This window comes from Paraburkholderia sp. (genome assembly GCF_049581445.1).
GTDB lineage: Bacteria > Pseudomonadota > Gammaproteobacteria > Burkholderiales > Burkholderiaceae > Paraburkholderia.
Genome location: NZ_JBAURZ010000258.1, coordinates 1 through 12,959, shown reverse-complemented (window position 1 = coordinate 12,959; position 12,959 = coordinate 1). Strand labels below are relative to the sequence as shown.

General features: G+C 61.7%; 14 protein-coding genes and 1 tRNA gene. 10 read left to right on the top strand and 5 right to left on the bottom strand.

The window, feature by feature from the left end:
- The 8 genes from WCA85_RS21900 to hisC all read left to right on the top strand — a co-directional run.
- Positions 1–1,746 (top strand): tetratricopeptide repeat protein (locus WCA85_RS21900; protein WP_424066965.1); only part of this gene is annotated, 1,746 nt, incomplete at its 5' end.
- Complete coding sequence (gene lolB / locus WCA85_RS21895; RefSeq protein ID WP_424066964.1) at positions 1,746–2,390, top strand: lipoprotein insertase outer membrane protein LolB; 645 nt, start codon at positions 1,746–1,748, stop codon at positions 2,388–2,390. The genes WCA85_RS21900 and lolB, both read left to right, overlap by 1 nt.
- A 44-nt stretch (positions 2,391–2,434) precedes the next feature.
- Positions 2,435–3,316 (top strand): 4-(cytidine 5'-diphospho)-2-C-methyl-D-erythritol kinase, encoded by an 882-nt coding sequence (gene ispE, locus WCA85_RS21890; protein WP_424066963.1) that lies wholly within the window; start codon positions 2,435–2,437, stop codon positions 3,314–3,316.
- Between the two features lie 52 nt (positions 3,317–3,368).
- Positions 3,369–3,445, top strand: a tRNA-Gln gene (locus WCA85_RS21885).
- 44 nt (positions 3,446–3,489) lie between these two features.
- On the top strand, positions 3,490–4,446 hold the full coding sequence (locus WCA85_RS21880) for a ribose-phosphate pyrophosphokinase (protein WP_424066966.1): 957 nt from the start codon (positions 3,490–3,492) through the stop codon (positions 4,444–4,446).
- 149 nt (positions 4,447–4,595) lie between these two features.
- Entirely contained in the window at positions 4,596–5,216 is a 621-nt protein-coding gene (locus WCA85_RS21875; RefSeq protein WP_424066962.1) for a 50S ribosomal protein L25/general stress protein Ctc, read from the top strand.
- 132 nt (positions 5,217–5,348) lie between these two features.
- Entirely contained in the window at positions 5,349–5,951 is a 603-nt protein-coding gene (pth, locus tag WCA85_RS21870) for an aminoacyl-tRNA hydrolase (protein WP_424066961.1), read from the top strand.
- 120 nt (positions 5,952–6,071) lie between these two features.
- Complete coding sequence (gene hisC, locus WCA85_RS21865) at positions 6,072–7,163, top strand: histidinol-phosphate transaminase (protein WP_424066960.1); 1,092 nt, start codon at positions 6,072–6,074, stop codon at positions 7,161–7,163.
- Positions 7,164–7,222: 59 nt separating this feature from the next.
- Here the strand turns inward: hisC and WCA85_RS21860 are convergent, their stop codons facing one another.
- The 3 genes from WCA85_RS21860 to rsmD form a co-directional block, all read right to left on the bottom strand.
- On the bottom strand, positions 7,223–7,480 hold the full coding sequence (locus WCA85_RS21860; RefSeq protein WP_424066959.1) for a YfhL family 4Fe-4S dicluster ferredoxin: 258 nt from the start codon (positions 7,478–7,480) through the stop codon (positions 7,223–7,225).
- A 91-nt stretch (positions 7,481–7,571) separates the two neighbouring features.
- Positions 7,572–8,084 (bottom strand): pantetheine-phosphate adenylyltransferase, encoded by a 513-nt coding sequence (gene coaD / locus WCA85_RS21855; RefSeq protein ID WP_424066958.1) that lies wholly within the window; start codon positions 8,082–8,084, stop codon positions 7,572–7,574.
- Positions 8,085–8,197: 113 nt separating this feature from the next.
- A complete protein-coding gene (gene rsmD, locus WCA85_RS21850; protein WP_424066957.1) occupies positions 8,198–8,812 on the bottom strand; it encodes a 16S rRNA (guanine(966)-N(2))-methyltransferase RsmD in 615 nt (204 codons plus the stop codon).
- A 250-nt stretch (positions 8,813–9,062) separates the two neighbouring features.
- On the opposite strand from rsmD, the gene ftsY reads away from it, so the two are divergent.
- Positions 9,063–10,211 carry a signal recognition particle-docking protein FtsY gene (gene ftsY / locus WCA85_RS21845; RefSeq protein WP_424066956.1) on the top strand — a complete coding sequence of 383 codons (1,149 nt, stop codon included), beginning with the start codon at positions 9,063–9,065 and terminating at the stop codon, positions 10,209–10,211.
- Between the two features lie 157 nt (positions 10,212–10,368).
- Here ftsY and maiA read toward each other — a convergent pair whose 3' ends face one another.
- Both maiA and WCA85_RS21835 read right to left on the bottom strand, forming a co-directional pair.
- Positions 10,369–11,013, bottom strand: coding sequence for a maleylacetoacetate isomerase (maiA, locus tag WCA85_RS21840; protein ID WP_424066955.1), 645 nt, complete (start codon positions 11,011–11,013; stop codon positions 10,369–10,371).
- A gap of 28 nt (positions 11,014–11,041) precedes the next feature.
- The gene (locus tag WCA85_RS21835) at positions 11,042–11,740 is read right to left on the bottom strand and encodes a fumarylacetoacetate hydrolase family protein (RefSeq protein ID WP_424066954.1); all 699 of its coding nucleotides are present in this window, start codon (positions 11,738–11,740) and stop codon (positions 11,042–11,044) included.
- Between the two features lie 406 nt (positions 11,741–12,146).
- On the opposite strand from WCA85_RS21835, the gene ybiB reads away from it, so the two are divergent.
- Positions 12,147–12,959 (top strand): DNA-binding protein YbiB (gene ybiB, locus WCA85_RS21830; RefSeq protein WP_424066953.1); only part of this gene is annotated, 813 nt, incomplete at its 3' end.

Here is a 12,959-nt window from a genome sequence, read left to right as displayed (position 1 = left end):
GCGCTTGCCTTGTGGGCGCTCGCGGCCATGCCGGCGCATGCGCAGGACCCCTCGCCGGATACGGACGACAACTCCGTGGCCATGCCGGACGCGCTCGGCGGGCAATCGGCTGACGATCAAAAGGATTTGCCTGACGTCCAGTTGTCGAGCCAGATCGTCTTCCAGGTGCTGGCGGCTGAAGTCGCCCTGCAGCGCGGTCAGCCGGCGCCAGCTTATCAGACCTATCTGGCGCTCGCGCGCGACACGCATGATCCGCGTATGGCGCAGCGCGCCACGGAAATCGCGCTTGCCGCGCAAAGTCCGTCGGATGCGCTCGCGGCCGCGCAATTGTGGCAGCAGTATGCGCCAACCTCCGAGCGCGCGGCGCAACTCGACGCCTCTTTACTGGTGCTCTCAGGCAAGCCCGACGATGCCGAGCCGCTACTCGCGCGCGAACTGGGCAAGGTGCCGGACGAAAATCGCGGCGCCGCGATTCTCTCGCTGCAACTGCTGCTGTCGCGCGGACCGAATCGCGTCGGCGGCTTGCACGTGTTGCAAGACCTGCTCAAGAACGACATGAACCGGCCCGAGGCGAACCTGGCCATTGCGCGTCAACAGATCGTCGCCGATGACGCGCCAGGTGCGCGCAAATCCCTCGAGCAGGCGCTGACGCTGAAGCCCGACTATCTGCCGGCAGCGCTCACGCTCTCGCAGATGGGCCCGGAAGAACGCAAGGAAGGAATTGCGTCGCTCGAAGCGTACGTGCAGAAGAATCCGAAGTCGCATGATGCACGCCTCGCGCTCGCGCAGATGTACCTGGCAAGCGACCGCCTCGACGATGCGCAAAAGCAGTTCGAGGTCATGCACAAGGACAACGCGAACGACCTGACTCCGCTGATGGCGCTCGCGCTAATCGATGTCCAGAAAAAGGACTTCGCCGGCGCGCAAACCTATCTGGAACAGTACGCGCAGAAGGCGGAACAGACGCCCTCCGCCGATGCTGGCCAGGCGTACATCTACCTTGCGCAACTCTCTCTTGAGCAAAAGAACGACGACGCAGCCAGCAAGTGGCTGAACAAGATTTCGCCGTCGAGCCAGCAATACATTCCGGCGCAGATCACGCGTGCGCAACTGCTCGAAAAGCAGGGTAAGCCGGACGACGCACGCAAGCTGCTCGCCAGCCTGCAGTCGCCGGACCCGCGAGACCAGGCGCTGATTGCGCGGACCGACGCGGCCATTCTGTTCGACGCGAAGCGCTATCCCGAAGCGGAAACCCGCCTGGCGCAAGCCACGGCCGACTTCCCGGACGACCCGGATCTGACCTACGACTATGCGATGGCGGCCGAGAAGAACGGCCACTACGACATCATGGAAGCGCAGTTGCGCAAGCTGATCGAAACGCAACCGGACAACCCGCAGGCCTACAACGCGCTGGGTTATTCGCTGGCTGACCGCGGCCTGCGCCTGCAGGAAGCCAACAAGCTGATCGAAAAGGCTTCGTCACTGGCGCCGGACGACGCTTTCATCATGGACAGCGTTGGCTGGGTCAAGTACCGGCTCGGCGACACGTCGGACGCGCTCAAGCTGTTGCGCAAGGCCTACGACCTGCAGCCGAACGCCGAAATTGGCGCGCATCTGGGCGAAGTGTTGTGGAAAACGGGCGACCAGGAACAGGCCCGCGCAGCATGGCGCGAAGCTCGCAAGCTTGAACCGGATAACGATACGCTCCTCAAAACGCTCCAACGTTTTCAGGTGAACGATCTCTGATGCTGATATCAACCGCCTCTGTCCGTTTTAACCGTTATTACCAGGCGCCGCGCCGCGCGGCGCTTGGGCTCGCCGCGGCGGCTGTCGTCGCGCTCGCCGGGTGTGCATCAGTCAAGCCGCAAGGGCCGTCAATGTCGAACGCGGCAACCGCCGTCACGGCGCAGACGTCCCGCGCGTACCATGGCCGCTTCGCGGTTCAGTATGTCGATCAGAACGGCACGCAACGCAACGCCTACGGCAACTTCGACTGGCAGGAAGCCGGGGATACCGTCACCTTGCAGTTGCGCAACCCGCTCGGCCAGACGCTTGCGATCGTCACGTCGTCACCGGCCTCGGCTTCGCTCGAACTGCCCAACCGCCAGCCGCTCACCGCCGACAATGTCTCGACGTTGATGCAAAATGCGATGGGCTTCGCATTGCCCGTCGAAGGGCTGCGCTACTGGCTGCAACCCTCGCCCGCCCCAACATCGAAAGCGAAGACCGAGCAGGATCCGCAAGATCCCGCGCGTCTGAAGGAAATTCGCCAGGATGGCTGGACCATCGACTATCTCGCGTATGCTGACGCACCAGCCACAGGGCTCAAGCGCGTCAACCTGAGCCGCGAGGAGCCACCGCTCGACATCAAGCTCGTGCTGGACCAGTAGGCCGCCGAATCGCCTCACGCCCGCCCCGCAATTTGTACCCACTCATGATTGAAACGAACGATTCGCTGCGTAATTGCTTCGCGCCAGCGAAGCTGAATCTCTTCCTGCACATCACCGGCCGCCGCCCGGATGGCTACCATGCACTGCAGACCGTGTTCCAGTTGCTCGACTGGGGCGACACGCTGCATTTCACGCGTCGCAGCGACGGCCAGATCACGCGCGCCACCGATGTACCTGGTGTACCCGCGAATGACGACCTTACGGTGCGCGCCGCAACGCTGCTGAAGAGCCACACGGGCACGTCCCAGGGTGTGGACATCCAGACCGACAAACGGCTGCCCATGGGCGCCGGTCTCGGGGGAGGCAGCTCCGACGCGGCCACCACGCTGCTCGCGTTGAACCGCTTGTGGAAACTCGAATTGCCGCGCACCGAGTTGCAAGCGCTGGCGCTAAAGCTGGGCGCGGACGTGCCATTTTTTGTTTTTGGAAAAAATGCGTTTGCAGAGGGTGTCGGAGAGGCGTTGGAGGTTGTACAATTGCCGCCGCGATATTTCCTTGTTGTGACACCACGGGTTCATGTTCCAACTGCAGCGATTTTTTCCGAGAAATCGTTGACAAGAGATTCAAAACCCCTCACAATTACGGACTTTCTTGCACAACATAGTTGCAGCGCAGAATGGCCTGACAGTTTTGGCCGGAATGACATGCAGCAGGTTGTCGTGGGAAAATACGCGGAAGTTGCGCAGGTGCTGGGATGGTTTGATAACATCGCGCCGGCGCGGATGACGGGATCAGGTGCAAGTGTTTTTGCAGCGTTCCAAAGCCGAAGTGAAGCAGAAGAGGCGCAAGCCAAACTGCCCGGCAACTGGAGCAGCGCAGTAACAGCAAGCCTGGACAGGCATCCACTCTTCGCTTTCGCGTCATAGTTTTTGCATCGTCGAACGGTCCTACACGTTCGGCGGGGTTCAAAGTTAGTGTAGGGGAGTCGCCAAGTTGGTTAAGGCACCGGATTTTGATTCCGGCATCCGAAGGTTCGAGTCCTTCCTCCCCTGCCAAAAATTCTCGCATTTCCTCGCCCCCAGCCAGAAGCAGGTGCATGATGAGCAGCCATGACGGCCTGATGGTTTTTACTGGCAACGCGAATCCCGCGCTTGCACAGGAAGTCGTAAAAATCCTCGGTATTCCCCTCGGCAAAGCGATGGTCAGCCGTTTCTCTGACGGCGAAATCCAGGTCGAGATTCAGGAAAATGTGCGCGGCAAGGATGTGTTCGTCCTGCAATCCACCTGCGCGCCGGCGAACGACAACCTGATGGAACTGATGATCATGGTCGATGCGCTCAAGCGCGCATCTGCTGGCCGGATCACCGCTGCCATCCCCTACTTCGGCTATGCCCGTCAAGATCGTCGCCCGCGTTCAGCGCGCGTCGCCATCTCGGCGAAGATCGTAGCGAATATGCTGGAAATCGCGGGTGTCGAGCGGATCATCACGATGGATCTGCACGCTGACCAGATTCAAGGCTTCTTCGACATCCCGGTCGACAATATCTATGCAACGCCCGTGCTGCTCGGCGATCTGCGCAAGCAGAATCACGAGAACCTGCTGGTCGTGTCGCCGGACGTTGGCGGCGTGGTCCGCGCCCGCGCACTGGCCAAGCAACTGAACTGCGATCTCGCGATCATCGACAAGCGCCGTCCGAAGGCGAATGTCGCTGAAGTGATGAACATCATCGGTGAAGTCGAAGGCCGTACCTGCGTGATCATGGACGACATGGTCGACACTGCCGGCACGCTCTGCAAGGCGGCTCAGGTGCTGAAGGAACGCGGCGCAAAGCAGGTGTTTGCGTACGCAACCCACCCGGTTCTGTCCGGCGGCGCAGGCGAACGTATCGCCAATTCCGCGCTCGACGAACTGGTCATCACGGATACGATTCCGCTCGGCGATGAAGCCCGCTCTTGCGCCAAGATCCGTTCGCTGACAAGCGCAGGGCTGCTGGCCGAAACGTTCTCGCGGATTCGCCGCGGCGATTCGGTGATGTCGCTGTTTGCTGAAAGTTAAGTATTTGCGAAAGCGCGGCGCGAGTTGCGCTTTTGCACAATCGGCACGAACGAACGAAGGTTCGTGCCGTCGCTCTGGGGCCTCAGCCAACATGGCGTGAAGGCCCCGTTTTTACTGCCTGGTCGCGGGCAGTGCATTGGAGATTCAAAATGAAAGTAGTCGCTTTCGAGCGTTCTTTGCAAGGTACGGGTGCGAGCCGCCGCCTGCGTAACTCGGGCAAGACCCCGGGCATCGTATATGGCGCTGGTGCTGACACGCAATTGGTCGAACTGGACCACAACGCACTTTGGCACGCGCTGAAGAAAGAAGTTTTCCACTCGTCGATTCTCGACCTGGAAGTGGCCGGCAAGTCGCAACAGGTTCTGCTGCGCGACGTGCAATACCACCCGTTCCGTCAGCTCGTGCTGCACGTGGACTTCCAGCGCGTTGACGCGACGAAGAAGCTGCACACCAAGGTTCCGCTGCACTTCATGAACCAGGAATCCAACCCGGCAGTCAAGCTGTCGAGCGCGGTGATCTCACACGTTCTGAACGAAATCGAAATCGAGTGCCTGCCGTCGGCACTGCCGGAATTCCTCGAAGTCGACCTCGCGAAGATCGAAGCCGGTCACACGATGCACGCCAAGGACATCGTCCTGCCGGCAGGCGTCGCGCTGGTTGCGCACGTCGAAGCAGAAAACCCGGTGATCGCGTCCGCGACGATCCCGGCTGGTGCTATCGCTGAAGGCGACACCGCCGCTGCTGCCGAAGGCGAAACGCCGGCCGCTTAAGCTCCACAGAGCAAGCAATCCTCTCGATCCGTTTCAATGGAACGGACGATATGACCCGCCGCGGTTCGCCCCGGCGGGTTTTTTTTCGTATTTTTTCAGGTCGCGTGGCACGCCGCCGGCCCTTATCCAATCATGATCAAGCTGATCGTGGGGCTCGGCAACCCGGGCGCCGAATACACCGCGACGCGCCATAACGCCGGCTTCTGGCTGGTCGACCAACTGGCACGCGAAGCAGGTACGACGCTGCGCGACGAGCGTCGCTTTCACGGTTTCTATGCGAAGGCGCGTCTTCATGGCGAGGAAGTGCATCTGCTGGAACCGCAGACCTACATGAACCGCTCTGGCCAGTCGGTCGTTGCGTTGGCGCATTTCTTCAAGATCCTGCCCGATGAGATTCTTGTCGCGCACGATGAACTTGATCTGCCGCCGGGCACTGTCAAGTTGAAGCTAGGTGGCGGCAGCGGCGGGCATAACGGCCTCAAGGACATCTCGGCGCATTTGTCGTCGCAACAGTACTGGCGCTTGCGCATTGGCATCGGACATCCACGTGATCTGATTCCCGAAGCTGCACGCGTCGGCGCGAAACCTGACGTCGCCAACTATGTGCTGAAACCGCCACGCCGCGAAGAGCAGGATGTGATCGATGCGTCGATCGAACGCGCGCTCGTGCAGATGCCGCTCGTCGTCAAAGGTGAGATGGAACGCGCAGTGATGCAGTTGCATCGCAACGGCTGAGTGCTGTATTGAGCAGGGGCTGTCGTGACTGGCGTTCAGGCCAATGCGACGCTCCTGATCCCCCGGAGAGGCGCCGCGCTATCATCGGAATCCGACCGTATCCATCGAAGGGAGGCATGCTTGAGCCGCTATTGGAGTGACATCGTTCATCGTCTGACGCCGTATGTGCCGGGCGAACAGCCCGCACTCGCTCATCCGGTCAAGCTCAATACCAACGAGAACCCGTACCCGCCGTCACCGCGCGTGCTGGAGGCGATTCGACACGAACTCGGCGAGACCGCAGAAACGTTGCGGCGCTATCCTGACCCGACCGCGCGCCAACTGCGCGAAACGGTTGCGGCGTATCACGGCATTCGCGTCGAAAACGTTTTTGCCGGTAACGGGTCGGACGAAGTTCTCGCCATGACTTTCCAGGCGCTGCTCAAACACGATCTGCCGATCCTTTTCCCCGACATCACCTACAGCTTTTACCCCACGTACGCGCGGCTCTTCGAAGTCGACTACCGGACAGTTCCTGTGGATGACGCGTTCGCGATCCGCGTCGACGATTACACAATGCCCAACGGGGGCGTACTGCTGCCGAATCCGAACGCCCCGACCGGACATCCTTTGCCACTCGCGGAGATCGAGCGACTGGTGGCGCGCAACGCTGAGTCGGTGGTGGTGATCGACGAGGCTTATGTGGACTTTGGCGCGCAGTCGGCGATTGCACTGATCGACCGCTACCCTAACTTGCTGGTCGTACACACGGTTTCGAAATCGCGTTCGCTGGCGGGCATGCGGGTGGGGTTTGCGTTCGGCGATCCGGCGCTGATCGACGCGTTGAATCGGGTAAAGGATAGCTTCAACTCATATCCGCTCGACCGACTCGCGCAGGCCGCGGCGATGGCCGCCTATCAGGACGACGCATGGTTCCGCGATAGTTGTGCGAAGGTGATTGCAAGCCGTGAGCGTCTGTCGGCCGGGTTGACGGCGCTGGGCTTCGAGGTGGTGCCGTCCGGGGCAAATTTCGTCTTTGCCCGGCATGAAGGCTATGACGCCGCCACGCTCACCGAACGGTTACGTGACAAGGAAATATTCGTGCGCCATTTCAAGGCGGCACGCATCGATCAACACCTGCGCATCTCGATTGGCACGGACGCCGAATGCGACGCGCTGCTAGCGGCGCTGCAAGACATATTAAGCGCTTACGTAGGCTGGGCAGCGGGTTAAGCGGACGTGTTCGGGTACGCCGGATACTCTCGCTCAGCGGGGCGCGTGAGCAGTCCCGCTCAGGCGCCCTTGGCAACCTGCAACGCGTGATACTTCGCCATCAGACCTTCAGGCGTCTCCAGATGCTGCGGATCGCGCGGAATACACTCGACCGGGCACACCTGGATGCACTGCGGTTCATCGAAATGGCCGACGCATTCAGTGCATTTCTTCGGGTCGATCACATAGATTTCCGGGCCCATCGAAATTGCATCGTTTGGGCACTCAGGCTCGCAGACGTCGCAATTGATGCACTCGTCGGTAATCATCAGGGCCATACTGGTCTCACTTCACTCCGTCACTTCGTACTTCACTTCACGCCGGCCCCGAGGCCGGCGGTCGTTCCATCAAACTGCTAGTTTACGCCGGTTACGGCTGGCTCGCCGAAGGCTCATCCTGGCCGAGCAAAGCAACCTTGTCCGTCAGCCACTTTTCGACGGACGGAAATACAAACTTGCTGACGTCGCCCCCCAACTGCGCGATCTCGCGCACGATCGTGCCCGAAATGAACTGGTATTGATCCGACGGGGTCATGAACATGGTTTCCACGTCCGGCAACAGATAGCGGTTCATGCCGGCCATCTGGAACTCGTATTCAAAGTCCGACACCGCCCGCAAGCCGCGGACAATCACGCGTGCATTGTTGGTGCGCACGAAATCCTTCAATAGCCCCTTGAAGCTCATCACCTGAACGTTCGGATAGTGACCGAGCACTTCATGAGCGATATCGAGGCGCTCTTCGAGCGTAAAGAAAGGCTTCTTGTTGCGGCTGTCGGCAACGCCCACCACCAGCGTGTCGAAAATGCTCGACGCGCGCCGAACGAGGTCTTCGTGACCGCGCGTCAGCGGGTCGAAGGTACCCGGGTACACGGCGACTACCATGAGACTTCTCCTCTCTTCAGACAAATGGGCACGTCAAGCACGTTCGCAGAACGCGTTTGCCGCCGGTCGCGCGTGTGACGGCTGGCCGCCCGGCGCTTGTTTTAGAACGCGCATTATTCCTCATTTTCGCGCTGCAGCAAATGATAGTGGACCACCCCGGCCTTCCCTTGCCGCGCAATCATCCAGCCCGCCAGCGCTGGTGTCTGTGCGATGTCGAGCACCTCGCCCGCCTCTACGTAGAGGAAGCCTTCAGGGCTGACCAGCGGTGCCGCCTGTTCCAGCGCGCGCGCCAGCAGATCCGAGCCGAATGGCGGGTCGAGGAACACTACATCGAACGAGCCGGGAGCGAGGCTCGCCGCGAGGCGCAGCCCGTCGGCTTCGGCGATCTCTATCGTATTCGGCGCGAGTCGCGCCTGGTTGGCCCGCAATTGTCCCGCTGCCCGCGCATTACGCTCGACCATCAAGACTCGTGCCGCGCCGCGCGAGGCAGCCTCGAAGCCCAGTGCGCCGCTGCCGGCGAACAGATCGAGACAACGCTGGCCGTCCAGGCGCTGTCCGAGCCAGTTGAAAAGTGTCTCACGTACGCGATCCGGCGTCGGGCGCAGACCATCCAGATCAAGCACGGGCAGGGGCGTGCGCTTCCAGTCGCCCCCAATGATGCGGATGGCGTGCGGCTTGCCGCGGCTGGACGACGCGCTGGGCACGTGAGAGGTAGAAGAACGGGGCATGCAGATTCGAACAGTTGCAAAGGGTTGGTCAGATACCCGCGAGCGCCACTGCACGCGGGTTCGAGCGCCAACGTTACCACACAGGGGCGCGCAACCCACCCTGGCCGGACGGCTAATGCAACGCGGACAGGCGCGCCTGATAAAATGACGGCCTTCCAGCGCCTTGCATCCCGCATTGCCACGCTGCCTGCCGCTGCCACCGGTTTACGCCGGCTGCGCGCATCGGCGCTCGCTCTCACCAAGCCAGATCATGTTCAGTTTTTTCAAACGATTCAAGGGTTCGAACGCGCCCGACGCCGCGCCTGAAGAGGCGCAGACGGAGCCGCAGTCTGCCGCGCCCGTCGCCGCGCCTATCGCGCCTGTTGCGCCTGTCACACCCGTCGCGCGCGTTGCACCGGTACAGCCGGTCGCGCCGACGCCCGCCGCCGCGCCGCTTGCCGAGAATAATGCGCTCGAAGCCGTCGAGATCGTCCCGCCCCCCGTACCCGAGGCCGCAGCCAAAAAGTCCTGGCTGACCCGGTTAAAAAGCGGCCTGTCCAAGACCAGTTCGAATCTCACCGGTATCTTCATCGGCGCCAAGATTGACGAAGACCTGTACGAGGAACTCGAAACCGCCCTGCTGATGTCCGATGCAGGCGTCGAAGCAACCGAATTCCTGCTCGAAGCGCTGCATGAAAAGGTGCGCGCCGATCGCCTCACGGACCCTCTGCAGGTAAAGGAGGCGCTGCGCACGCTGCTGATCGACCTGCTCAAGCCGCTCGAAAGGTCCCTGATTCTCGGCCGCGCCCAGCCGCTCGTCATGATGATCGCCGGTGTCAACGGCGCGGGGAAAACCACCAGCATCGGCAAACTCGCCAAGCATCTGCAAAGTTTCGACCAGTCCGTGCTGCTGGCTGCGGGCGACACGTTCCGCGCAGCCGCGCGTGAACAGCTCGCCATCTGGGGCGAACGCAACAACGTGACGGTCGTGTCGCAAGAGAGCGGCGACCCGGCCGCGGTGATCTTCGACGCGGTCGGCGCGGCACGCGCGCGCAAGATCGACGTGCTGATGGCCGACACGGCGGGTCGCCTGCCTACGCAGTTGCATCTGATGGAGGAGTTGCGCAAGGTCAAGCGAGTGATCGGCAAGGCGATGGACGGCGCGCCGCACGAAGTGCTGCTCGTGATCGACGCAAACACCGGCCAGAACGCGCTCACACAGGTCAAAGCGTTCGACGACGCACTGGGCCTCACTGGCCTGATCGTCACCAAGCTCGACGGCACGGCCAAGGGCGGCATTCTCGCGGCGATTGCGCGGCAGCGCCCGGTGCCGGTGTACTTTATTGGCGTCGGCGAAAAAGTGGAAGACTTGCAGCCGTTCAGCGCGGAAGAGTTTTCAGACGCGCTGTTGGGCGACTAAGGGACGACCGCCGGTATTGGCGGTCAAACGCGCCCGAGCCAGGGCGCACAAGCGCACAACAGCACATGCTGTCAGCCACCAGCAAAAAGGGCGTCCAGATCAATCTGGACGCCCTTTTTGCCATCAGCACGCAGAATTCTTAAACCAGAGCTGAAGATCACTCCGTATCCGGCTGCACGCCCGGTGCCGCACGCGCAAACGCGTCAAGCTGTGACGCCTGATCGTGAATACGCTGAATGGTCGGGAAGCGCGTCACATCGATCTTGAAGCGTTGCGCGTTGAACACCTGCGGCACGAGACACACATCGGCCATGGTCGGCGTGTCGCCGAAGCAAAACGCGCCGGTACGCGAATCGCCCGCCAGATGTTCTTCGAGCGTCGTAAAGCCGCTTTCGATCCAGTGCCGGTACCATGCGTCCTTCGCCTCATCCGCAACGCCGAGCGTGTGCTTCAGGTATTTCAGCACCCGCAGATTGTTCACAGGATGGATCTCGCAGGCCACCTGCAGCGCCACTGATCGCACATACGCACGATCGGCGGGCGCCTTCGGCAGCAATGGCGGCTCAGGATGCGTTTCCTCCAGATACTCGATGATAGCCAGCGACTGCTGCAGCACATGGCCGTCGTCTACGAGCGTCGGCAGAATTGCATCCGGGTTCAGGCGCCGGTACGCTGGCTTGAGTTGCTCGCCGCCATCACGTAGCAGATGCACCGGAGCGTACTCGTAAGGCAGGTTCTTCAGATTCAGCGCGATGCGCACGCGGTAAGCGGCCGAACTCCGGAAATAGCTGTATAGCTTCATATTTGTTTGTCTCCCCCGTGCCGAATGATCAGACGACGCGCACGCTGAATTCGCCTAGCCCGTCCACGCCGCCCTTCATCAGATCGCCCTTCACAACCGCGCTCACCCCTTCAGGCGTGCCCGTGAAAATCAGATCGCCCGGCTGGAGTTCGAACAGCGTCGAAAGATAGGCAATCGTCTCCGCCACTGACCAGATCAGTTGCGAAACGTCCGAGCGCTGCTTTTCCTCACCGTTGACCGTCAGCCAGATCGCGCCCTTCGCCACTTGCCCCACCGCCGAAACCGGATGGATCGGGCCGAGCGGCGCCGAGTGGTCGAATCCCTTCGCCGTATCCCACGGGCGGCCGAGCTTTTTCGCTTCGGCCTGCAAGTCGCGGCGTGTCATGTCGAGCCCCAGCGCGTAGCCGTGGACATGATCGAGCGCCTGCTCGACAGCGATGTTCTTGCCCGCCTTGCCAATTGCCGCCACCATTTCCATTTCGAAGTGCACGTTCTTCGATTGGGTCGGATACGGGAATTCGCCGGTCGTGCCTGGCGCCACGTAGAGAACCGCATCCGCGGGCTTGCTGAAGAAGAACGGCGGTTCACGATCGGGATCGTGTCCCATCTCGCGCGCATGCGCCTCGTAATTGCGGCCCACGCAGTAGATTCGACGCACCGCGAATTGATCGCCAGACCCGACGACTGGCACCGCGACCACCGGTGCGGGAGCAAACACGTAACTCATCCCGTTCTCCATCTTTGAGGGCGCCGCCTGAGCGGCCATAAAGCATTGAGTTTAACGCGGCGGCTCGCAGCATGAGTGCGAGGTCGGCAAAGTTGGCTCGGCGGTGTTGATAGCCCGGCCGCGCGCCCGCAGCGTGGGGCAGCGCACCTTGACCGTCTCAGCCTGGTGATCTCATCTTAGCCGTCTCAGTCCGGTTAAATCACCTTAGCCGCCTCAGTCCGGGCATCGCAGCCAGAATGTCGCAGGTTGGCCGACTCAGCGACAGCCCGCCCCACAAACTTGCAAGATCGTCGTAGATGCGATACTGACTAGAGGAACCGCTGCTGCCTGTCGCAGCGTTCGTGCTTGCATTTCGAAATCAAAGCCGTGGTCGCTCGCCACCACACAATACCGCCCCACTTGAACGATGACCGAATCCGTTGATACCGCTGCCCCCGTCTTCCCGTGCGCCCGCTACATCAAGGAGATCGGCCGCGGCCCGAACGGCGCCCGTGCACTGACGCCGGAAGACACGCACGCCCTCTATAGCGCGATGCTTGATGGGCGAGTGTCCGATCTGGAACTCGGCGCGGTGCTGCTCGCGTATCGTGTGAAGGGCGAGACTGCCGACGAACTGGCGGCAATGCTAGCCGCTGCACACGCGTCCTTTGACCCGATCCAGATCGCCCATGGCGCTTATCGTCCGGTTTCGATTCCAAGCTACAACGGCGCCCGCAAGCAGCCGAATCTGGTGCCGTTGCTGGCGCTGTTGCTAGCCCGCGAGGGTGTGCCCGTGCTGGTGCATGGCGTCACAGAAGATCCCGGCCGCGTGACGAGCGCGGAGATCTTCACGCATCTACAGATTGCACACGCACAGACGCACGCGGACATCGAAGACAGTCTCGCCGCACGCCGCCTCGCCTTCGCGCCCATCACCACGCTGGCGCCGAAGCTCGCCCGCATGCTGGCATTGCGGCGCCGCATGGGCGTGCGCAATTCCACCCATACGCTCGTCAAGATTCTCCAGCCGTTCGCGCCGCCTGGCCTACGTCTCGTCAACTATACCCATCCGCCGTATCGCGACAGCCTCACGCAGCTTTTCAGCACGCATCCCGATGCCGCCGCGGGCGGCGCGCTGCTCGCACGCGGTACCGAAGGCGAAGCCGTCGCCGATACGAGACGTCAGGTGCAGATCGACTGGTTGCACGACGGCATCTGCGAAACACGGGTGGCCGCGGAG